The organism is Ralstonia edaphi (assembly GCF_958350185.1).
GTDB classification, from domain to species: domain Bacteria; phylum Pseudomonadota; class Gammaproteobacteria; order Burkholderiales; family Burkholderiaceae; genus Ralstonia; species Ralstonia edaphi.
This window is the reverse complement of the sequence record NZ_CATWHI010000002.1, coordinates 88,063-110,586: the sequence shown is the minus strand read 5'-3', so window position 1 is coordinate 110,586 and position 22,524 is coordinate 88,063. Positions and strand designations below refer to the sequence as shown.

At 62.4% G+C, this 22,524-nt stretch carries 17 protein-coding genes and 2 tRNA genes; 16 read left to right on the top strand and 3 right to left on the bottom strand.

Annotation, left to right across the window (positions count from 1 at the left end):
• Nucleotides 1-170: 170 nt before the first annotated feature.
• The 15 genes from R2669_RS05635 to R2669_RS05565 all read left to right on the top strand — a co-directional run bounded on the left by R2669_RS05635 (nucleotide 171) and on the right by R2669_RS05565 (nucleotide 18,593).
• On the top strand, nucleotides 171-1,562 hold the full coding sequence (locus R2669_RS05635) for a lysine N(6)-hydroxylase/L-ornithine N(5)-oxygenase family protein (protein ID WP_316899959.1): 1,392 nt from the start codon (nucleotides 171-173) through the stop codon (nucleotides 1,560-1,562).
• A complete protein-coding gene (locus tag R2669_RS05630) occupies nucleotides 1,559-2,797 on the top strand; it encodes an MFS transporter (protein ID WP_316899165.1) in 1,239 nt (412 codons plus the stop codon). Before R2669_RS05635 ends, R2669_RS05630 begins: the two co-directional genes overlap by 4 nt.
• Nucleotides 2,787-3,401, top strand: a complete 615-nt coding sequence (locus R2669_RS05625) for a GNAT family N-acetyltransferase (RefSeq protein WP_316899163.1) — start codon at nucleotides 2,787-2,789, stop codon at nucleotides 3,399-3,401. Before R2669_RS05630 ends, R2669_RS05625 begins: the two co-directional genes overlap by 11 nt.
• Nucleotides 3,402-3,419: 18 nt before the next feature.
• The gene (locus tag R2669_RS05620) at nucleotides 3,420-5,306 is read left to right on the top strand and encodes an IucA/IucC family protein (protein ID WP_316899161.1); all 1,887 of its coding nucleotides are present in this window, start codon (nucleotides 3,420-3,422) and stop codon (nucleotides 5,304-5,306) included.
• Entirely contained in the window at nucleotides 5,303-6,115 is an 813-nt protein-coding gene (locus R2669_RS05615) for a siderophore ferric iron reductase (RefSeq protein WP_316899159.1), read from the top strand. Before R2669_RS05620 ends, R2669_RS05615 begins: the two co-directional genes overlap by 4 nt.
• 97 nt (nucleotides 6,116-6,212) lie before the next feature.
• Entirely contained in the window at nucleotides 6,213-7,373 is a 1,161-nt protein-coding gene (locus tag R2669_RS05610; RefSeq protein WP_027681381.1) for an aromatic ring-hydroxylating oxygenase subunit alpha, read from the top strand.
• Between the two features lie 76 nt (nucleotides 7,374-7,449).
• Nucleotides 7,450-9,468, top strand: a complete 2,019-nt coding sequence (gene mnmC / locus R2669_RS05605; RefSeq protein WP_316889258.1) for a bifunctional tRNA (5-methylaminomethyl-2-thiouridine)(34)-methyltransferase MnmC2/FAD-dependent 5-carboxymethylaminomethyl-2-thiouridine(34) oxidoreductase MnmC1 — start codon at nucleotides 7,450-7,452, stop codon at nucleotides 9,466-9,468.
• A 245-nt stretch (nucleotides 9,469-9,713) separates the two neighbouring features.
• Nucleotides 9,714-11,057, top strand: a complete 1,344-nt coding sequence (gene tig, locus R2669_RS05600) for a trigger factor (protein WP_102067278.1) — start codon at nucleotides 9,714-9,716, stop codon at nucleotides 11,055-11,057.
• Between the two features lie 39 nt (nucleotides 11,058-11,096).
• Nucleotides 11,097-11,744 (top strand): ATP-dependent Clp endopeptidase proteolytic subunit ClpP, encoded by a 648-nt coding sequence (gene clpP, locus R2669_RS05595; protein ID WP_024975598.1) that lies wholly within the window; start codon nucleotides 11,097-11,099, stop codon nucleotides 11,742-11,744.
• A 198-nt stretch (nucleotides 11,745-11,942) separates the two neighbouring features.
• Entirely contained in the window at nucleotides 11,943-13,217 is a 1,275-nt protein-coding gene (gene clpX / locus R2669_RS05590) for an ATP-dependent Clp protease ATP-binding subunit ClpX (RefSeq protein ID WP_147215864.1), read from the top strand.
• A 170-nt stretch (nucleotides 13,218-13,387) separates the two neighbouring features.
• Nucleotides 13,388-15,802 carry an endopeptidase La gene (gene lon / locus R2669_RS05585; RefSeq protein ID WP_147215862.1) on the top strand — a complete coding sequence of 805 codons (2,415 nt, stop codon included), beginning with the start codon at nucleotides 13,388-13,390 and terminating at the stop codon, nucleotides 15,800-15,802.
• Between the two features lie 103 nt (nucleotides 15,803-15,905).
• Complete coding sequence (locus R2669_RS05580; protein WP_428984275.1) at nucleotides 15,906-16,232, top strand: HU family DNA-binding protein; 327 nt, start codon at nucleotides 15,906-15,908, stop codon at nucleotides 16,230-16,232.
• A 67-nt stretch (nucleotides 16,233-16,299) separates the two neighbouring features.
• Nucleotides 16,300-16,375 (top strand) — tRNA-Val (locus R2669_RS05575).
• A gap of 44 nt (nucleotides 16,376-16,419) precedes the next feature.
• Nucleotides 16,420-16,496, top strand: a tRNA-Asp gene (locus R2669_RS05570).
• Between the two features lie 156 nt (nucleotides 16,497-16,652).
• Complete coding sequence (locus tag R2669_RS05565) at nucleotides 16,653-18,593, top strand: SurA N-terminal domain-containing protein (protein WP_316899157.1); 1,941 nt, start codon at nucleotides 16,653-16,655, stop codon at nucleotides 18,591-18,593.
• 81 nt (nucleotides 18,594-18,674) lie between these two features.
• Here R2669_RS05565 and lepB read toward each other — a convergent pair whose 3' ends face one another.
• Both lepB and R2669_RS05555 read right to left on the bottom strand, forming a co-directional pair.
• On the bottom strand, nucleotides 18,675-19,367 hold the full coding sequence (gene lepB / locus R2669_RS05560; protein WP_316899155.1) for a signal peptidase I: 693 nt from the start codon (nucleotides 19,365-19,367) through the stop codon (nucleotides 18,675-18,677).
• A gap of 82 nt (nucleotides 19,368-19,449) precedes the next feature.
• Nucleotides 19,450-20,058: an arylesterase gene (locus tag R2669_RS05555; protein ID WP_147215893.1), complete on the bottom strand. Its 609-nt coding sequence runs from the start codon at nucleotides 20,056-20,058 to the stop codon at nucleotides 19,450-19,452.
• Between the two features lie 73 nt (nucleotides 20,059-20,131).
• Here R2669_RS05555 and R2669_RS05550 point away from each other — a divergent pair, with 73 nt between their 5' ends.
• A complete protein-coding gene (locus R2669_RS05550; protein ID WP_147215710.1) occupies nucleotides 20,132-20,842 on the top strand; it encodes an ABC transporter ATP-binding protein in 711 nt (236 codons plus the stop codon).
• A 9-nt stretch (nucleotides 20,843-20,851) separates the two neighbouring features.
• On the opposite strand, the gene pgi is transcribed toward R2669_RS05550, so the two are convergent.
• A complete protein-coding gene (gene pgi / locus R2669_RS05545; RefSeq protein ID WP_316873672.1) occupies nucleotides 20,852-22,471 on the bottom strand; it encodes a glucose-6-phosphate isomerase in 1,620 nt (539 codons plus the stop codon).
• Between the last annotated feature and the right edge of the window lie 53 nt (nucleotides 22,472-22,524).

Genomic DNA, 22,524 nt, shown 5'->3' with positions numbered 1-22,524 from the left:
AGCCGGCACGCATCGGCTGTGATCAAAACCCCACCTGAATTCACCCAGCCTAGGCGCGGCCTCAAGCCGCCGGCCGACGGAGCGCGCGCGTGCGCTGCGTTTGCCCGGCCGCGTTCCTGGTGCTGTCGTTTGGTAAATGCAGCCTTTGCAAATCAGGAGGTTCAAGCGTGATGAAGTCCGATATATATGATTTTATTGCAATTGGTTTAGGGCCATTCAATTTAAGCCTGGCATGTCTGGCAGAACCGATTGAAAGTCTGAACGGCATATTTTTGGAGCGCGCCGAGGAATTCAATTGGCATCCTGGCATGTTGATTGATAACACCACATTGCAGAATCCATTCCTCGCCGATCTGGTAAGCCTGGCCGATCCGCAAAGCCGCTTCAGCTTCCTGAACTACTGCAAGCAGGAAGGCAAGATCTATTCGTACTACATCCGCGAGAACTTCTATCTGAGCCGCGCGGAATACAACCGCTACTGCAAATGGGTCATCGCGCAACTGAGCAGCGTGCATTTCCACCATGACGTGGATGCGCTGGCCTATGACGCCCAACGCGGTTGCTATGTTGTCACAGGCTTTCGCGGCGCAGAGCGGGAGCCGTTCGTGCTGCGTGCACGCAAGCTGGTGCTGGGCGTCGGGTCATCACCGTCGTTTCCCGCATGCGTGCCGCGCGATGGGCATCGCTACCTGCACACCGCCGACTACATCGACGTGCGGGACGCGCTGCGCGAAAAACGCTCCATCACCATTGTCGGCAGCGGGCAAAGCGCGGCGGAGGTCTATTACGACCTGCTCAAGGAGAGCGACAAGCACGATTACAGCCTCGTCTGGATCACGCGTTCGCCGCGCTTCTTCCAGATGGAGAACACCAAGCTGACGCTGGAGATGATCTCTCCGGACTACATCGATTACTTCTTCAACCTGCCGGATGGCCGCAAGGAGAGCATCCTCCGCAAGCAGGACAGCCTCTACAAAGGCGTCAACGCGAGCCTGATCAATCAGATCTACGATCTGCTCGACGACAAGCGCAAGACGGGCACGCTGCGCACGCACCTCATCACCAACTGCGAGTTGCAGGCCTGTCGGCACGAGGCCGCTACCGGCACCTACGAGATCGAGTTTCAGCAGCTCGACAGCGGCGCGCGCTATGCACATCGCACCGAGGGGCTCGTGCTTGCCACGGGCTATGAGCAGAACATCCCTGCGTTTATCGATGGCATCCGCCACCGCCTGCGCTGGGACGCCAAGGGCCGCTATCAGCTTTCGCGCAATTACGCGGCCGACTTCAACGGCAATGAGGTCTACGTGCAGAACGCCGGCCTGCACACGCACGGCTTGACCAATCCCGACCTCGGGATGAGCTGCTACCGCAACTCATGCATCATCCGCGAGCTGACCGGAGTGGAGCATTACAAGATCGAGCGGCGTATTGCGATCCAGGATTTTGCGATTCCGTCCACGCCCGATTTCATTCCATTGACGGCCAGGGAGTCAGCCAAGGAAGCAACCCGGGACCGCGTGCCGGAAATGGCGGAAGAGACCGCCGGGGTGGCCGCATGACGTTGCGTGTGTACATCATCCTGATGACGACCTTTGCCGTCATCAGCGATGCCATCCTGATTCCGTTCTATCCGCAGTTCTTTGCTGCGCGTTATGGGCTCGACAGCCCCGTCCATGTGGGCGCATACGTCGCGGCGATCTCCATCGCGGTGATGTGCACGTTGCCGGTCTGGGCGCGCGTAGCCAAGCGCGTGGAACCGCTGCACCTGCTGGTCTACACGCAGTTTGCGGCGGGCACCTTCAGCCTGCTGAGCGACTGGGCGCCGGACGTGGTGACGTACTGGGTGTTGTCGATGCTGATGTTCATGTGCAAGAGCAGCTATCTGCTGATGTATCCGTACATGATGCGGCTCACGCCCAAGGATCAGCACGCCGCCACGGTGGGCATCCTCTCGGTGGTGGTGCACTTTGGTGCCATCTTCGGTGCCGTGGTGGGCGGCTTCGTGCTGCAGACCTGGGGGCCGCGCGCCAGCATCGTCGCCATGGCGGCGGGCGATTTCTTCCAGATGGCTGTGTGCCTGTATCTGATCCGCAGCGGCAAGATCGTGCGCGTCAATTCGGGGGAGCACGCCCAGGCTTCGGCGGCGGACGCGCCACGTGCGAGCTGGCGTGATCGTCTGCCGATCCTGCGACTCGCGCTGGTGATGCTGGTGTTCGACTTCAGCTCATACTTGATTCGCTCGTTCTTTGCCGTGTATTGGCAGCAGGTGTCAGGCCACGACAGCGAGTTCGTTTCAGGCATGGTCTTCGCGATACCGGGCGCCATGGCCATCCTTGCGCTGCGCTTGCATGCCCGTATCCGCGCACGCGGTGGCAAGTTGCCGGACCACACGCTGGGCAATCTGCTGCTGGGCGCTACCGGGCTGCTGCTGCAGGCTGCACCCAACCCTGTGCTGATCGTCATCGGGCGCGTGCTGTATGGCTGGGCGTTGTTCCAGATCATCGTGAAGCTCGATGTGAACCTGTTCCGGCTTTCCACACCGCAGCGGTATGCGCACGACTACAGCATCACCAATTTCTTCCAGAACCTGGGGGTGCTGCTGTCTTCGTTTGCGGCCGGGGCGATCGTCAATCGCTACGGATTGCACGTGCCGTTCCTGCTGGCTGCGTGCGGCTTTGCGCTGACGGCGCTGCTCGACCGGCTGATCCTGAACGTGCCGAGCGCCACGCACGCAGGCGAAGCGGGCAGGGCAGGCGAACCCGTCAACCTGGAGGCGCCCGCTCATGCCAATTGACCTGCATGCCATTCATCGGCGCGCCGACGCCAGCCGTGCACCGCACCCGGATGCCGACGGCTACACCTTTCATCTGCTGCGCATTCCGGAAGACATCCCGACGCTGCACCGTTGGTTCCAGCCGGAGCGTGCATCGTTCTGGCTGATGCGCGACAAGACCGAAGCCGAGATCGGCCAGATCTATCAAGAGCTGATGGATTCCGGGCATGCCACTGCCTATCTCGTCTGGAAAGCGGGGCGCCCGGTTTTCCTGGCCGAGTGCTACGACCCCGCGCACGATCGCATCCGTGCGTTCTACGACGTGCAGCCTGGCGACTTGGGCATGCACATCTTCATCGGCCCATCGGATGTGCGCGTGCCCGGCTACACGCGCGAGGTGTTCTTCGCGTTGATGCGTTTCATGTTCGAACACCTCGGGGCGGCACGCATCGTGGTCGAGCCCGACGCCAACAACGAACGCATTCACGCCATCAACCGCGCCGCCGGTTTCGTCTACGGCCGTAACGTCGCCTTTACCGAAAAGATCGCCAGCCTCGCCTTTTGCACCCGGCGAGATTTTGAACGCGCTATCGCCGCCACCGCCGCTATCACCGCCACCGCTTAATCAACGAAAGGATTCGCCATGAACGTGACGCTCCAGAACCAGCTCTCCCAACACCCGGCACAGGCCGCCGCTCACCTCACGCCCGAAGTGTGGGCACAAGCCAATCGGCTGCTGCTGCGCAAAGCCATTGCCGAATATGCGCACGAGATCATCCTCGAACCCGAACACGTGAAAGATGCGGCCAACGGTTTCGCGCTGTATCAGGTATTTTCCGACGACGGCAAGGTCTGCTACCAGTTTGAAGCGCGGCGGTTGGCGCTGCGCCATTGGTTCATCCGGCCAGAGTCGATTCGCCGCCTGGTCGATGGCATTGAGCAACCGTTGGATGCGCTGCAGTTCATCATCGAATGCCGCCAGCGCCTTGGCATCCGCGACGACCTGCTGCCCATCTACCTTGACGAAATCAGCAGCACGCTCTTCGGCAGCGCCTACAAGCGCATGAAGGCCGACGCGCCAAGCAGCGCGCAACTGGCCGACGCCACCGACTTCCAGACCATCGAGGTCGCAATGATGGAAGGCCACCCGGGCTTTGTCGCCAACAACGGACGCCTCGGCTTCAACGCCGTCGACTACCAGGCCTATGCGCCGGAGGCCGGCTCCGACATCCGCGTGATCTGGCTGGCCGTGCACAAGGACCACGCTACACCGTCGACGCTGTCCACCCTGGACTACGCGGAACTGCTGGCCGAAGAGCTGGGCCAGGACACGGTCGACGAATTCACCCGCCAGGTGGCTGCGAAGGGCGTCGACCCGGCTGACTATCACTTCATGCCGGCGCACCCGTGGCAGTGGTTCAACAAGCTGTCCATCGCGTTCGCGGGCTACGTGGCGCAGCGCAAGATCATCTGCCTCGACTACAGCGCGGATCACTACATCGCGCAGCAATCCATCCGCACGTTCTTCAACACGAGCGATCGCACCAAGCGCTATGTGAAGACCTCGCTTTCGATCTTGAACATGGGATTCATGCGAGGGCTGTCGCCGTACTACATGTCAGGCACGCCCGCCATCAACGAGTTCATCAAGGAGCTGGTGTCGGGCGATGCCTTCCTGCGCGAGAACGGTTTCACGATCCTGCAGGAAGTGGCGGCCATCGGCTTCCGTAACTTCTATTACGAGGCGGCGATTCCCGTAGATACGCCGTACAAGAAGATGTTCTCGGCGCTGTGGCGCGAGAACCCGCTGCAACTGCTGCAACCGGGGGAACGCCTGATGACGATGGCCGCTTTGCTGCATGTCGACAAGGACGGCGTTGCGCTGATGCCGGAACTGATTCGGCGCTCCGGCCTGCCGGCACTGGCCTGGGTGCGTCGATACCTGCAGGCGTATCTCACGCCGCTGCTGCATTGCTTCTACGCACACGACTTGAGCTTCATGCCGCATGGCGAAAACCTCATCCTCGTGATCGACAACCACGTGCCCGTGCGCGCCATCATGAAAGACATTGCCGAGGAATCCGCCATCCTCGAAATCAAGGCACGCGAATGGCTGCCTGAACGCGTGCAACGCCTGGCCGTGGAGGTGCCGGACAACTTCAAACTGCTCGGCATCTTCATCGACGTGTTCGATGGTGTGTTACGTCACATCAATCACGTGCTGGTGGAAAACGGCTGCTGCACAGAAGACGAATTCTGGGGTGCGGTTGCGGATTGCGTGTACGACTACCAGGACGCGCACCCCGAACGCGCCGCCAAGTACGCGCACTACGACATGTTCGTGCCCGAGTTCCTGCATTCGTGCCTGAACCGCCTGCAGCTGGGCAATAACGTGCAGATGGTGAATCTGGCCGACCCGGCATCGAGCCTCAAGATGGCCGGCAACCTGGTCAACCCGATCGCCAAGTTCCGCCGTGCTGCGCAGGGCCGTTCCATTGCAGCGGCCGAAGCAGCGGAAGCGGCTGCATGACGGACGGCATGCGCGCCTTCGTTGAAGACGCCAGCGGGCCGGGCTTCGCCACGGCGGTAGCCTGGCGGCCATCGCCTGCGCCGGATCTCGCACGTGTATGGGCGGCGGCGCAGCGCGTCCTCCCCAGCCTGCGCGGCGAGCAGGCCAGTGCAGCACCGGCGGACGCGCTGCGTCTCGGAGACGACGATGTGTTGCGCGCCCTGTGCGACCACTGGGCGCGTGCCTATCCGGAAGCTGGCGCCCATTACCTCGCCCTGCGGTGCTGGGGCCTGGCGATCTGGCAGCCGATCTATCTCTGCGTGATTGCAGTCCATCTGGATGCGCCGGTGCCCAAGCTGTCAGGTCTTGCGCAGCCGGTGAAGAACGGTTTTCCGAGCGGCCTGCGTTTGCCCGCACATGTGCCGGTCGAGGGAACGTTCGCGGCGCGCAGGGAGGTCGCCGCCACTGAACTGCGCGCGTTCTGCGCGGCGATGCGTCGTGCGTTGAAACCCATGGTGTCGTTACACGATCGCGCTGCCGATCGGCTGCAAGCCGAGTGCGTGCTTGGCGCCCTCATGGCCGTGCGTCCGCATGTGCCGTTGTCCGATGCGGACTTGGCAGCAGCCGGGGAAGACTGGCTCGCGCATCTTGGCATCTCCGGCGGATGCGGCTTCTTTGCCTACCGCGCCCGAGACGGCACGCCCGCACTCGCCCTCGACCGCAAGGTCTGCTGTCACCATTTCCGCCGTCACGACGGAGAGAAGTGCAGCACGTGTCCGAAGCTCTCGCTGGACGCCCGCATCGCCCGCTTGGTGGCGGAAGCGGGCTGAACGTCCCCGCGCGAGCACATTCCCCCGATACCTGATGGGGCGGATGTGGTTTGGCCCAATGCCAAACCGCCCGCCACGCCGTGTTGGAGATTCTCCGATGACTGATGTCGGACGCCTGGCGCACGTGATGCCAGCGCATACCCAATTGCCCGTCGCCGCGTATTTTGATGACGCCTTGTTCGCGTGCGAACTCGAAACGATCTTCAAGCAATCCGCCTGCTACGTGGGCAGCGAAAAAGCCGTACCCGAATCCGGCGATTGGCGCCGCCTCCCACAGGAAGGCGGCGGCCGCGTGCTGGTTCGCAACGCCGGCGGCGTGGAGTTGATGTCCAACGTCTGCCGGCATCGGCAGGCGCTGATTCTCGGCGGTGAAACGGGCAATGTGCGCGGCCCCGCCAATGCCACCGGCAACTTGCGCACCGCCGGCGGCAATATCGTCTGCCCCTTGCACCGCTGGACGTACACAGACCACGGCGAACTGATCGGCGCGCCGCAGTTTCCCAGCACGCCATGCAAGAACCTGCAGCGCTTCACGCTTCGCAACTGCCATGGGCTGTTGTTCGAAGGCCCGCGCGATCCGGCACGCGATATGGCGCCGCTGTTCGCGCGTCCGGAATTCGACTTTGGTGACTACGTGCTCGATCACGTAGAAGTTCACCAGTGCAACTACAACTGGAAGACGTTTATCGAGGTCTATCTGGAGGATTACCACGTCGCGCCGTTCCACCCCGGCCTCGGCCACTTTGTCACCTGCGACAACCTTGAATGGGAGTTCGCCGACTGGTACAGCATGCAGCGCGTGGGCATCAACGAGGCGCTCAGCCAGCCTGGCTCCGATGTCTACGGCGCGTGGCACGATCGACTGCTGGACTATCGCCGTGGCGCACCCCCCGACTTTGGCGCGATCTGGGTGACGTATTTCCCGACCCACATGATTGAGCTGTATCCGCATGTGCTCGTGCTTTCCACGCTGTATCCGAAAGGGCCGCAAGACACCGTCAACGTGGTCGAGTTCTACTACCCGGAAGAGATCGCCGCGTTCGAGCGTGAATTCGTCGAAGCGCAACGCGCTGCGTATATGGAAACCTGCATCGAGGACGACGAGATTGGCGAACGCATGGATGCCGGCCGCCGTGCGCTGATGGAGCGCGGTGTGTCGGAAACCGGGCCGTACCAGTCGCCACTAGAAGACGGCATGCAGCACTTCCACGCGTGGTACCGGCGCGTGATGGGCACGCTGCCCGTCGCCGACGTGTAACGCAGAGCCGCTGCTTTAGATCAAGGCGCAGGGAAGGGGCGGCGTTACAATTCGCCGCTTCTTCCCAGGGTGTTTCATGCCACGCGGCCTTGTTCTCGCCACGCCTCAGCTCACGTCGGACGGCACGCCGTTCTCCGCGCAGTACGACGACGTCTATCACAGCTCCGAAGGTGGTCTGGCGCAGGCGCATCATGTTTTCCTGGGCGGCAACGGCTTGCCGGCCGCATGGCAGGGCAAGCACGCCTTCACCATCGTCGAAACCGGCTTCGGCCAAGGCCTGAATTTCCTCGCCACGTGGGCCGCATGGCGCGACGATCCGCAGCGTTGCGCGCGGCTCGATTTCGTCTCGATCGAGAAGCATCCATTCGATCGCGCGGGCTTGTCGGTCGTGCATCCGGCCAGCGGCGCGCTGGCCCCGCTCGCCGAGATGCTCCGCCAATCATGGCCCGTGCCGGTGCCCGGCGTGCATCGTTTGACCTTCGACGGCGGCCGCGTCACGCTCACGCTGCTGCTCGGTGATGCGATGGAGACGCTGCCGCAACTCTCGTGCGCTGCCGACGCGTTTTATCTCGACGGGTTCGCCCCGGCCAAGAACCCCGATCTGTGGCAGCCGCGCGTGTTCAAGCAGCTTGCGCGGGTGGCACGTGCCGGCGCGACATTGGCGACGTACACCGCCGCAGGATTCGTACGACGCGGCTTGCAGGAAGCCGGTTTCGAGGTGCGCAAGGCGCCCGGTTTCGGCAGCAAGCGCGACATGACCGTCGCGCAGTTCCCGACCCATTGGCGCACACGGCGCGGGCCTGCCGAAGCGCCTGTCTGGAGCCAGCGTCACGCCATCGTGCTCGGCGCCGGGTTGGCGGGCTGCTCTGTTGCAGAGCGGCTCGCGTCGCGTGGCTGGCGCATCACGCTTATCGACGAAAACGACGGCCCGGCGCGCGGCACGTCTGCGCATCGTGCAGCGGCCATGCATCCGCATGTATCCATCGACGACAGCGTGCTGTCGCGGCTATCGCGCGCAGGCAACCTCCTTGCGCGCCGCCACTGGGACGCGCTGGATCGCGCCGGCTTCGCCACCGGTTTCCAATGCACCGGCGTGCTGCAGCTCGGTGAAGACCCCGACGACGCCGTCGAGCAGCGACGGATCGTGCAAACGCTCGGCTATCCGACCGATTACATCGACTGGCTCAATGTAGACGAGGCCGCGCAACGCGTCGGCGCCGGCGTGCCGCAGGGCGGCTGGTGGTTTGCGCAAGCCGGCTGGGTTGCGCCGCCTGATGTTTGCCGTGCCAATCTCGCCGCTGCGGGTGCCGCAGTCGACGCACGCTGGAACACGCGCGTTGAATCGCTGTGCCAAGACGGCGATCAATGGCAGGCGCTGGATGGGCAGGGGGATGTGATCGCGAGTGCGCCGGTCATCGTCCTTGCCAACAGTCTCGGTGCGGCACGTCTGGCACCACTGAATTCCGCATCGCTCAAGCCGGTGCGCGGTCAACTCACGGATGTGCCCGTCACCGGGTTTCAAGCGGGCCTCGCATGGCCAAAAGCCGTTGTTTGCGGCGATGGCTATCTGCTGCCTGCCGAGGCGGGCGCGCAGTCGGTGCGCATAGGCTCCTCATTCCAACCGGGTGAATCCGATCTGACGGAGCGTGTCGCCGATCATGCCGCCAACCTCCGGCGGCTGACCGGATTGCAGCCTCAGCAATCGGGCGCGCTGGCGAAGCTCGACCCGGCGCAACTGCAGGGCTATGTCGGTGTGCGGTGCGTCTCGGCCAATCGGCTGCCGTTGATCGGCCCGCTGGTGGATGAGGCGGCGGCTACGGCGCCCGGTTTCCGTTTGCGTGGTCCGCATGCGCAACTGCCTCGCCTTGCCGGGCTGTATGCAGCACTTGCGTACGGCTCCAGAGGCCTCACATGGTCGGTCTTGGGCGCAGAGCTGCTGGCGGCGCAGATCGACGGCGGCCCGCTCCCGCTGGAATACGATCTGGCCGCAGCGCTCGATCCGGGCCGCTTTATCTTGCGCGCATTGCAGCATGGGCTCTCGCAGGGGAAGGGCGCCGCAGCGGTGGGAATCGACGCTGTAGAACGGCAGGATTAACGCGCCGTTGGAGGGGTTTTTCCAAGCGTTCCGACCCAAAAAATCAGGGCCGCCGAACGTTCCATGCCATAATATGCGTTTTGCGTTTGCCAGCCTGAACGCGCCCGTTGTGCCGTGCATTGTGCAGTCAAGCGGCCCTCGCGCCGCATTCCTGCAAGCCCGGCAACACCAAGAACTTTGAACCACGGCTGCTGCTGGCGCTGCGCCGTTCGACGCAACCATCTTCTGAATCTGGAATTACGACCATGTCGACTATCGAAAACCTCGGCAAGCTTGATCGCAAAGTGACCCTGGCTGTCCCGAAGGCCGAAGTGGAGCAAGAGAAGCAAAGCCGTCTGGCGCGTCTGTCCAAGACCGTCAAGATGTCCGGCTTCCGCCCGGGCAAGGTCCCGATGAAGATGGTCGAGAAGCAATACGGCCAACAAGTCGAATTCGAAGTGCGCTACGACAAGGCTGCGCGCCAGTTCTTCGACATCACGAACGAGCAGGGCGTGAAGGTTGCCGGCCAACCGCGCTTCGAGCTGAAGACCGAAGGCGTGGCCGATGACCAAGTTGCGTTCGACGCGACTTTCGAGGTGTATCCGGAAGTGAAGCTCGGCGATCTGGCCGGCGCGGAACTGACCCGCACCAAGACCGAAATCACCGATGCCGAGATCGACAAGACCCTCGACATCCTGCGCAAGCAGCGCGTGCATTACCATCCGCGCGGCGAAGCCGGCGAGCACGGCGACGGCGGTGCAGCCGTTGCACAGAATGGCGACCGCGTGACGGTCGATTTCGTCGGCACGATCGACGGCGTGGAATTCGCCGGTGGCAAGGCTGAAGGCTTCAGCTTCGTGCTGGGCGAAGGCCGCATGCTGCCTGAGTTCGAACAAGCCACGCTGGGCCTGAAGCAAGGCGAGTCGAAGAAATTCCCGCTGGCGTTCCCCGAGGACTACCACGGCAAGGACGTCGCCGGTAAGACTGCTGAATTCACGGTCACGCTCAAGCAAGTTGAGTGGGCGCACCTGCCGGAAGTCAACGAAGCCTTCGCCCAATCGCTTGGCATCGCCGACGGCAACCTCGACAAGATGCGCGCCGACATCCGCGAAAACCTCGAGCGTGAAGTCAAGCGCCGTACGCACGCGCTGCTCAAGGACCAAGTCATGGAAGCGCTGCTGAAGGTGGCAGAGCTGGACGTGCCGAAGTCGCTGGTCGAGCAAGACCAGGAGCGTCTGGTGGAAATGGCCCGCCGCGACCTCGAATCGCGCGGCATGCCGAACGCCAAGAACATGCCGATCCCGGCCGAGATGTTCACGCAGCAAGCTGAGCGCCGCGTGAAGCTGGGTCTGGTGCTGGCCGAAGTCGTGAAGGCCAACGGCCTGGAAGCCAAGCCGGAGCAGATCAAGGCTGAGATCGAAGAGTTCGCCAAGAGCTACGAAGACCCGAAGGAAGTCATCCGCTGGTACTACGGCGACCAACAGCGCCTGGCCGAGATGGAAGCCTACGTGCTCGAAAACAACGTGGTAAATTTTGTGTGCGACAAGGCCAAGGTCACTGACAAGGTCGTGTCGTTCGAAGAGCTGACCGCCACGCCGGCGCAAGGCTGATTCGATCGATAGTTTCCGAACTAAGCACCGGAGAACCGCATGATCCGCAATGAACTGATCGACCAACTTGCCCGTACCCAGGCTTCCGCGCTCGAAACGCAGGGGCTCGGTCTGGTGCCGATGGTGGTCGAGCAGTCGGGCCGCGGCGAGCGCGCCTACGACATCTACTCGCGCCTGCTCAAGGAGCGAGTGATCTTCATGGTGGGCGAGGTCAACGACCAGACTGCCAACCTCGTGGTGGCACAGTTGCTGTTCCTGGAAAGCGAGAATCCCGACAAGGACATCTCGCTGTACATCAACTCGCCGGGCGGTTCGGTATCGTCCGGTCTGGCGATGTACGACACGATGCAGTTCATCAAGCCGGACGTGTCGACGCTGTGCATGGGGATGGCGGCCAGCATGGGCGCGTTCCTGCTTGCAGCCGGTGCGAAGGGCAAGCGGCTGGCGCTGCCAAATTCGCGCATCATGATCCACCAGCCGCTGGGCGGCGCGCGGGGTCAAGCCTCTGACATCGAGATCCAGGCGCGCGAGATTCTCTACCTGCGCGAGCGCCTGAACACGGTGCTTTCGGAGGCGACGGGTCAGCCGGTCGACAAGATCGCCCGCGACACGGACCGCGACAACTTCATGAGCAGCGAGCAGGCCAAGGAGTACGGTCTGATCGACCAGGTTATCGCCAAGCGCTGAAGTGTCGAAGTCATGCGTTGATGTGCGCGGTAGGCGGTATTGCCGGTGCGTTCTACGGCACACCGGTTAGCCGCTCCGAAACATGTCAAGCGGTGTCAAAAACGAGGCCTCGCGCCTCGTTTTTGCTTTGAACAACACCTGCGGATCGTCGCCAGATAATTTGGCGTATGATGCTGCCAAGAACTACTGGTAATCGTTATGGCGGACAAGAAAGGCTCGACTGGCGAAAAGCTGCTGTACTGCTCGTTCTGCGGCAAGAGCCAGCATGAGGTCAAGAAACTGATTGCCGGCCCCTCGGTCTTCATCTGCGATGAATGTATCGACCTGTGCAACGAGATCATCCGGGACGAAGCAGCCATCTCCGAAAAGGAAGGTGGTCTGGCGGTCAAGTCTGATCTGCCCACGCCGCATGAAATTCGCCTGAGCCTGGACCAATATGTGATCGGTCAGGAACAGGCCAAGAAAATCTTGGCGGTCGCGGTCTACAACCATTACAAGCGTTTGAAGCACCTCGGCAAGAAAGATGATGTCGAGCTGTCCAAGAGCAACATCCTGCTCATCGGGCCGACCGGCTCGGGCAAGACGCTGCTTGCTCAAACGCTGGCGCGTCTGTTGAACGTGCCATTCGTCATCGCCGACGCCACCACGCTGACCGAAGCCGGCTACGTGGGCGAGGATGTCGAAAACATCATTCAGAAGCTGCTGCAGAACTGCAATTACGAGGTGGACAAGGCCCAGCGCGGCATTGTCTACATCGACGAGATCGACAAGATTTCGCGCAAGTCTGACAACCCTTCCATCACCCGGGACGTTTCTGGGGAAGGCGTGCAGCAGGCCCTGCTCAAGCTGGTGGAAGGGACGATGGCGTCGGTGCCCCCGCAAGGTGGTCGCAAGCATCCGAACCAGGACTTCCTGCAGGTTGATACGACCAACATCCTGTTCATCTGCGGCGGCGCGTTCGATGGTCTGGAAAAGATCATCATGCAGCGCTCCGACAAGACCGGTATCGGTTTCGGTGCCGAGGTGCAGAGCAAGGAAGAGCGCGACGTCAGCGAAGTGCTGCCGCAAGTGGAGCCGGAAGATCTCATCAAGTTTGGTCTGATTCCCGAGTTGATCGGCCGTCTGCCCGTGGTGGCGACGCTGGCCAAGCTCGATGAGGCCGCCTTGATGGAGATCCTCGTCGAGCCGAAGAACGCAATCGTCAAGCAGTACCAGAAGCTGCTGGCAATGGAAGGGGTGGAGCTGGAAATTCGTCCGAGCGCGCTGACGGCAATCGCCCGCAAGGCGATCAAGCGCAAGACGGGGGCGCGTGGTTTGCGTTCCATCGTCGAGCACGCTTTGATGGATGTGATGTATGACCTCCCCAACCACAAGGGTGTGCAAAAGGTGGTGATCGATGAAAGTACGATCTCCGACGAAGGCAAGCCCTTGCTGATTTACGAAGAGCAACCCAAGGTTGCAGGTTCCAACTGACGCGAATGCCCGGCCGGGATGCGCCGTATGCGTCCCATGCAGGAAGCCGTTCGCTCGCGAGCGGCTTTTTTTGCTTCGGGAAACCGGGTCGGCATGCGACTTGCAGCAGCGGTCTTGTAAAACCGTCGCTGTGCCCAATTTAGCCCTTACATGACTTTCTGGGGAAAATAATGTCCGGAACCCAACTTTTACCCGCTGAGCAGATTCGCCTGCCGCTGTTGCCGCTGCGTGACGTGGTGGTGTTTCCGCACATGGTGATTCCGCTGTTCGTGGGGCGCCCCAAATCCATCAAGGCGCTGGAAGCTGCGATGGAGGCGGGCAAGAGCATCATGCTCGTGGCGCAAAAGACCGCCGCCAAGGACGAGCCGACCGATAAGGATCTGTACGAGGTCGGCTGTATCGCCAACATTCTGCAGATGCTGAAGCTGCCGGACGGCACCGTGAAGGTGCTGGTCGAGGGCACGCAGCGCGCCAACATCCTCTCCGTCACCGACGACGAATCGCACTTCTTCTGCGAAGCCGTGCCCGTCGGCCCGGAGCCCACTGAATCGGCCGAGACCGAGGCGCTGCGTCGCGCCATCGTGTCGCAGTTCGACCAGTACGTGAAGCTGAACAAGAAGATCCCGCCGGAGATTCTGACTTCGTTGTCGGGCATCGACGAGCCGGGTCGTCTGGCTGACACCATCGCTGCGCATCTGCCGATCAAGCTCGAGCAGAAGCAGAAAATTCTCGAGATGTTCAACGTGACCGAACGTCTGGAGAGCCTGCTTTCGCAGCTTGAAGGTGAGATCGACATCCTGCAGGTGGAAAAGCGCATCCGTGGCCGCGTCAAGCGCCAGATGGAGAAGAGCCAGCGCGAGTACTACCTGAACGAGCAGGTCAAGGCCATCCAGAAGGAACTGGGCGAAGGCGAGGAAGGCGCCGATCTCGAAGAGCTGGACAAGAAGATCAAGGCCGCCCGCATGCCCAAGGAGGCCAAGAAGAAGGCCGAGTCCGAGTTCAAGAAACTCAAGCTGATGTCGCCGATGTCGGCCGAAGCAACGGTCGTGCGCAACTACATCGACACGTTGGTGGGGTTGCCGTGGCGCAAGAAGAGCAAGGTCAACAACGACCTGTCGAATGCTGAGCAGGTTTTGGATCAGGACCACTACGGCCTGGAGAAGGTCAAGGAACGCATTCTTGAATACCTCGCGGTGCAACAGCGCGTGGACAAGCTGAAGGCGCCGATCCTGTGCCTCGTGGGGCCGCCGGGTGTCGGTAAGACCTCGCTTGGGCAGTCGGTGGCGCGTGCAACGAACCGCAAGTTCGTGCGCATGGCGCTGGGCGGCGTGCGTGACGAGGCCGAGATTCGCGGTCACCGCCGTACCTACATCGGGTCGATGCCGGGCAAGATCCTGCAAAGCCTGACGAAGGTTGGCGTGCGCAATCCGCTCTTCCTGCTGGACGAGATCGACAAGATGGGTGCGGACTTCCGCGGTGACCCATCGTCTGCGCTGCTCGAAGTGCTGGACCCGGAACAGAACCACACGTTCCAGGACCACTACATCGAGGTGGACTTCGATCTGTCGGACGTGATGTTCGTGGCGACGTCGAATTCGCTGAACATTCCGGCTCCGCTGCTGGACCGGATGGAAGTGATTCGCCTGTCGGGCTACACGGAAGACGAGAAGGTCAACATCGCCCGTCGCTACTTGCTGCCCAAGCAGATCAAGAACAATGGTCTGAAGGAAGGCGAGATCGAGGTGACCGAAGCCGCCCTGCGCGACATCATCCGCTATTACACGCGGGAAGCTGGTGTGCGTTCGCTGGAGCGTGAGGTCTCGAAGATCTGCCGCAAGGTCGTCAAGCAGTTGCTGCTGAAGAAGGAAGCCGGTACGTCCGTGAAGGTGGATTCGGAGAACCTGGACAAATTCCTCGGCGTGCGTCGCTTCGACTTTGGTCTGGCCGGCAAGGAAGATCAGGTCGGCCAGGTGACCGGTTTGGCATGGACGGAAGTGGGCGGCGATCTGCTGACCATCGAAGCCGCGCTGATGCCGGGCAAGGGCAACATCACCCGCACCGGTTCGTTGGGCGACGTGATGAAGGAGTCGGTCGAGGCTGCGCGCTCGGTGGTGCGTTCGCGTTCGGCGCGCCTGGGTATCAAGGATGAGATGTTCGAGAAGCGTGACATCCACATCCACGTGCCCGAAGGTGCGACGCCCAAGGACGGCCCGTCGGCAGGTATTGCAATGACGACGGCGCTGGTGTCGGTGCTGACCGGGATTCCGGTGCGCGCTGATGTGGCGATGACCGGCGAAATCACCCTGCGCGGCGAAGTGCTGCCGATCGGTGGCTTGAAGGAAAAGCTGCTGGCGGCACACCGCGGTGGCATCAAGCTGGCGCTGATTCCGGAAGAGAACGTCAAGGATCTGGCGGACATTCCGGACAACGTGAAGAACAGCATCGAGATTCAGCCGGTGCGCTGGATCGACAAGGTGCTGGAACTCGCGCTGGTGCGCAAGCCGGAGCCGTTGCCGGAAGAGGAAGCCAAGCCTGCGCCCGCCCAGGGCGACGACGGCAAATCGCAGGAAATGGTGCATCACTGACACCGTCGCCTCCCAAGGCTGAAGAAGGGCCCGACATGTTCGGGCCCTTTTTCTTTGCGCAGGCTGCGACCTGTGGCATGCAGTTCTTCGCCTTGACACGTCGATTGACGGCCACTTTAATGAATCCACACTAGCGGGTGTTCGGGGAGGTGGCACGATGAACAAAACAGATCTCATCGACCATGTGGCGACGCAGACGGACATGTCGAAAGCCGCGGCAGGGCGCGCCATCGATGCGCTCATCGACGGCATCAAGGATGCGTTGTGCGAAGGTGGGTCGGTCACGCTCGTCGGTTTTGGAACGTTTCTGGTCGGCAAGCGATCTTCGCGTAATGGACGCAATCCCCGCACGGGTGCGGCCATCACGATCGAAGGCGGTAAAGTTGCTAAATTCAAACCTGGTAAAGCGCTGAAAGATGCGCTAAACTAGCGGGCTTTGGTGCTCGTGGGTGACAACACGGGCGCCGGACAGTCCGGCTCACGCCGGCAGTACGAACGGGTGCTTAGCTCAGTTGGTAGAGCAGCGCCCTTACAAGGCGCGGGTCGGGAGTTCGAGCCTCTCAGCACCCACCATCGTTCGTATTGCCGCTCACGCGTCGGGTAGTCCGACCCAATCTGGAGCGGTAGTTCAGTCGGTTAGAATACCGGCCTGTCACGCCGGGGGTCGCGGGTTCGAGTCCCGTCCGCTCCGCCAGAATCCTGTACAAAGGCCCGATTCGTTCGGGCCTTTGTCTTTTCAGCGGCGAACGCTTGCAGATCATGCTGCGTGCCATCCCGCGATTGTCCGGAATGTCGGCGGCACCTGATAGAATCGCCGGATTTTCCATCTTCCATTCACCTCCGGTCCAGCATGCTTGATTTCGTACGTACGCATCGGCGCTTGATGTTTCTGGTGCTGCTGATTCTGGTGTTCCCGTCGTTCGTGTTCTTCGGTGTGCAAAGCTATTCGAGCTTCATGGACAGCTCGCATGACGCTGCCAAGGTCGACGGCAAGGTCATCTCCACCAACGAAGTCGACGCGCGCGTGCGCGAGCAGACCGAGCGTCTGCGCCAGATGCTCGGCGCACAATATGATCCGCGCCAGTTCGAAGGGCCGCAAATGCGTCGCGACGTGCTCGACGGCATCATCCAGCAACGCGTGCTGGCCAACGAAGTCATGCGTTCGAACCTGACCATCTCGAACGAAAAGATTCGTGACACCATCCTGCAGATTCCGGCCGTGGCGGCGCTGCGCAAGCCGGATGGCTCGTTCGATCAGGAAGCCTACGTGCGACTGCTGGCTGCCCAGAACATGACGCCGGAGCAGCTGGAAGGCAATCTGCGCTTCGAGTTGTCGCAGCAACAGATTCCGCAATCGATCGTGTCGTCGGCGTTTGTGCCGAAGTCGCTGGTGGAGCGCCTGATCCAGGTACGCGATCAGCAACGCGAAGTGCAGACGCTGCTGTTCAAGCCTGCCGACTATGCTGCAAAGGTCAACGCGGACGACAAGGCCATCCAGGCTTACTACGACGCGCACCAGCAGGAATTCTCTGTGCCGGAGCAAGTCAAGGCCGAGTATGTCGTGTTCTCGGGCGAGGACATGATGAAGCAGATTCCGGTCACGCCCGAGCAGATCAAGGAGTACTACGATCAGAACGCTGCGCGCTTCAAGACACAAGAAGAACGCCGCGCCGCTCACATCCTGATCAAGCTGCCGGACAACGCCAAGCCTGCCGACAAGGACGCCGCCAAGAAGAAGGCCGAAGAAGTCCTGGCCGAAGTGCGCAAGAACCCCGCGAGCTTTGCCGAACTGGCCAAGAAGTACTCAGGCGATCCGGGCTCGGCCGCGCAGGGTGGCGAGCTGGGCTTCCTCGGCAAGGGCGCGACCGTGCCGCCGTTTGAGAACGCGCTGTTTGCACTCAAGCAGCCGGGCGACATCAGTGACGTGGTCCAAAGCGATTTCGGTTTCCACATCATCAAGCTGGAAGAAGTGAAGGGCGGCGGCGTGCAGCCGTTGGAAGCCGTCAAGCCGGAGCTCGAGCGCGAGCTGCGTACGCAACTCGCCAACAAGAAGTACTCGGAGATGGCCGATGCGTTCTCCAACACGGTGGAAGACCAGTCCGACAGCCTGAAGCCGGTGGCCGACAAGCTCAAGCTGCAGATCCAGACGGCTGACAACGTGACCCGCACGCCGAGCCCCGCGCAGTCCGGCAGCCCCATCGGCAACGACAAGGTGCTCAAGGCCCTGTTCGCTGACGACGTGATCAAGAGCCACCGCAACACGGCCGCCATCCAAGTGGGTCCGACCACGCTGGTTGCAGCGCGCGCGGCGGAGTATCGCCCGGCCACGGTGAAGAAGCTGGCCGAGGTCCGCGAGCAGGTCAAGGCCAAGGTGATCGCCGAGCAAGCGGCTGCGCTGGCCAAGAAGGCTGGCGAAGAGAAGCTGGCCGCCGTGAAGCAGAGCAACAGCGCCGATGGTTTCAGCGCCGCACAGACCATCTCGCGCCAGCAGGCGCAAGGCACGCCGCCGGCTGCACTGACGGCCATCCTGCGCGCGGATGCGACCAAGCTGCCAGTCACCATCGGTGTCGACCTGGGTGCCCAGGGCTACGCGCTGTATCGCATCAATAAGGTGCTGCCGCCGGCCAATGTGGACGAGGCGCGCCGTGCTGCCGACGCACAGCAACTTGCGCAGGCGGCCGGCCAGACCGAGTTCAACGCCTACTACGAAGCACTGAAGGCGCGCTCGAAGGTGAAGATCAACAGCAACGCAGTCGACACCAGCAAACCTGCCAATACGGCTGAGGACTGATACCCGTCCTGCAAGTAGTCAGACAAAAAAAGCCCCCTCGTTGTAGAGGGGGCTTTTTCTTTGCCGTTTTTTTTTTGCCGACTAGTCCAGCGGTTTGCCGATGCGCGCCACGCGCGGCATGTACCAGTGATCCGGATCGAATGACAGGGCTACGTGGGAAGCGCGCGCGATCAGGTTCTTGCGAGGGATCAGGCCAAAGTAACGTGAGTCTCGGCTGTTGTCGCGGTTGTCGCCCAGCATGAGGTAATGGTCTTGCGGGACGGTGATGGGTCCGAAACTGCGCAGCGCACGCACCTCCGGCAAGACCATCACGGTGTGCTCGCGGCCGGGGAGCGCTTCCGACCAGAGTTCGTGCGGCAGCGTCGCCGTTGCTTGCGGCAACGTGCCGGGTGCGACGTCCGGCAGCGGCGCATAGGCAATCCGCTCACGATTGATGTAGAGCGCTTCGTCACGCATTTCAACCACGTCGCCGGGCAGCCCAATGAGTCGCTTGACCAGCTTCGTGCCGTCGTCGGGCGACGAGAAGACGACGACATCACCACGTCGAGGGTCGCTGCCGCGCTTGAGCCAGACGGTCGTGGCCGGTACGCGCACCCCGTAAGCCAGCCGGTTCATCAAAATGTAGTCGCCTTCGATGAGCGTGGGGTTCATTGAACCGCTGGGCACGATTGACCAGTCTGCAATGCAGGCGCGGAAGGCGAAGAGCAACGACATGCCGACCAGGAACCGCTTGTTGTCGCGCGCTGCACGCAGCCCGCTTGCCAGAAGCTTCATGGTGTTCGCCCGTGTTAGATGTGGCACCCGCAGCCCGACTTGGAAAGATGCAGCTAATGGCGCAGATCGGCGGGCCGGAATGTCATCTTCCGACACGGCCTTTGAGAAGAGGTTCCAGCTTGGGCCAGACGTTATCCAACATCGTTGGCTGCGCTGCCGCAATGGGGTGGATGCGATCTTCCTGGAACCAGTCGGGGCGTTGCGCAACGCCTTCCAGCAGGAACGGCACCAGCGGCAGCTTGTACTGCTGCGCCAGCTTGCCGAACATGGCGAAGAAGCGCTCGCTGTAATCCGGGCCGTAGTTGGGCGGGATGCGCATGCCTACCAGCAACACCTTCGCGCCTGCGGCTTGCGACGCTTCGATCATGGCCTTCATGTTGGCTTCGCTCGAAGCGAGCGAGAGGCCGCGCAGCGCGTCGTTACCGCCCAGCTCCAGAATCACGACGGAGGGCTTTTCGCGTGCCAGCACGGCGGGCAGGCGTGAGCGGCCGCCGGCCGTGGTGTCGCCGCTGATGCTGGCATTGGCGACGCTATAATCGGGCTTCCGTTCTTTGAGGCGCTTGTCGAGCAAGGCGACCCAGCCTGTGCCTTGCGCAAGGCCGTATCCCGCCGACAGGCTGTCGCCCAGCACCACCACACGATGCGATGCCGGCGCGCCTTGTGCTACAGCCGTCTGTGTGAGCGGCAGCATGCCGAACACTGCGCAGCCGGCCGCCGCTGCAAGCCACTTCACGCTGCGCCTTCTACTACCAACCCGTCCAATCATGTCGTCTTCCGCTACCTGGGTGATTGAAGTCGATTCGCTGCACAAGACTGTGCGCGATGCCACCGGTGAGTTGCCTATTCTGAGCGATGTTGCTTTCCGTGTGGAAAAGGGCGAGACACTGGCGATTGTCGGCGCGTCCGGCTCGGGCAAATCGACGCTGCTCGGGTTGCTCGCGGGCCTCGACTTGCCGACATCGGGCTCGGTCAAGCTGCTGGGCAACGACCTGTTCAAACTCGATGAGGATGGCCGTGCCGCCGTGCGCGGCAGCCACGTCGGCTTCGTCTTCCAATCGTTCCAGCTGCTGCCGCACCTGACGGCGCTCGAGAACGTGATGTTGCCGCTGGAATTGCAGGGCGATGTGAGTGCCGCTGAAATGCGTCGTCGTGCCACCGTTCTGCTGGAGCGCGTCGGCCTCGGTGCACGGCTGTCGCACTATCCGAAGACACTGTCGGGCGGCGAGCAGCAGCGCGTGGCTCTGGCACGCGCGTTCGTAACCGAGCCCGACATTCTCTTTGCCGACGAGCCGACCGGCAGTCTCGACACTGCCACCGGCGAGGCCGTGATCGCGCTGATGTTTGAACTCAACCGCAGTGCCGGCTCCACGCTGGTGCTGGTGACGCACGACCGCTCGGTCGCGGCGCGTTGCAGCCGCATTCTCACCATCGAAGCCGGACATCTTGTCGGCGACGAGATCGTCACCGAACTCTGAACGTTTGCGTCAGAGTGCGGCTTTGGCGCGGCGGATCAACGCCGCCGTCGATGCGTCATGCGCCACCGAGGCCGGCGCGCCCTCCAGCTCTGCCTGAATCGGCTTGGCGAGTTTCTTGCCAAGCTCCACGCCCCACTGATCGAACGAGTTGATGTTCCACACCGCGCCTTGCACGAAGGTGCGGTGCTCGGCGCAGGCGATGAGCGCACCGAATGACGCGGCGTCGAGCCGCTCCATCAGGATGGTCGTGCTCGGCCGATTGCCTTCGAACACCATGTGCGGCACCAGCGCTTCGTCGGTGACACCGCCCGCGCGAACCTCCTCGGCGGTGCGGCCGAGCAGCAGCGCCTCGCCCTGCGCGAAACAGTTTGCGAGCAGCTTGGCGTGGTGGCCTGGCAGATTGCGCACTGGCTCGAGCGTGGTGATGAAATCCACCGGCACGATCTGCGAGCCCTGGTGGATCAACTGGAAATACGCATGCTGCCCGTTGGTGCCGGCTGTGCCCCAGACGATGGGGCCGGTGTCGGTATCGATGGCCGCGCCGTTGCGCTGGACCGATTTGCCGTTGCTCTCCATCTCGAGCTGCTGCATGAAGTCGGTCAGAAGCTCCAGCGGCGCGCAGTAGGGCACCGTGCATGCGCTGGCCGCGTCGAAGAAGCCGCGATACCAGACCGAGAGCATCCCGAGAATGAGCGGCAGGTTTTCGCGCGGCGCGGCGGTCGCAAAGTGGCGATCCATCGCGCGGGCGCCGTCGAGCATCGCTTCAAACTGCTGCGGCCCGATCGCCAGCACGATCGACAGGCCCACCGCCGACCACAGCGAGAACCGCCCGCCAACCCAATCCCAGAACGTGAACATGTTCTCCGGGTCGATGCCGAACTGCACGACGGCTTCGCGGTTGGTGGAGACCGCGACGAAGTGGTGCTTGAGCTGATCTTCCGCCACGCCACGTTCGATAAACCACCGGCGCATGCTGTGCGCGTTCGCCATCGTTTCGAGCGTGGTGAACGTCTTCGAGCAGACGATGGCGAGCGTCGTATCCGGATTCAGATGCTCGAGCGTTTCAGCCAGGTCCGTGCCGTCGACGTTGGAGACGAAATGCACGCGCACCTGCGGCACGGCAAGGTGGTCGAGCGCACGGCACACCATGCGCGGGCCGAGGTCCGATCCACCGATGCCGATGTTCACCACGTCCGTGATGCGTTGGCCGGAATGGCCCGTCCATGCGCCGCTATGCACGCGGTTGGCGAAGTCGTGCATCTGGGCGCGCACGCGCAGCACTTCGGGCATGACGGGCTCGCCGTCGGCGCGATAGTCGTCTTCAGCGCGGCCACGCAGGGCTGCATGCAGGACGGAGCGGTGCTCGGTGTTGTTGATGCGGTCGCCGCGCAGCATGGCGTCGCGCAGCGCGAGCACGCCGGCTTCGTCGGCCAGTTGCAGCAGCAGCGCCAGCGTCTCAGGCGTGATGCGGTTCTTGGAGTAGTCGACCGTCAGGCCAGCGGCTTCCAGCGTGAAGGCGCGTACCCGCTCCTCGGCGTCCGGCGCGGCAAACCAGTCGCGCATATGTGTCGCGCGGATCGATTCTGCGTGTTGCGTCAGGGACTGCCAGGCGGGTAGGGCTGTGGGCATACGGCGTGATGTGACGTGAGGTTTGTGCGGGAAAACGAATGGGCAGTATAACG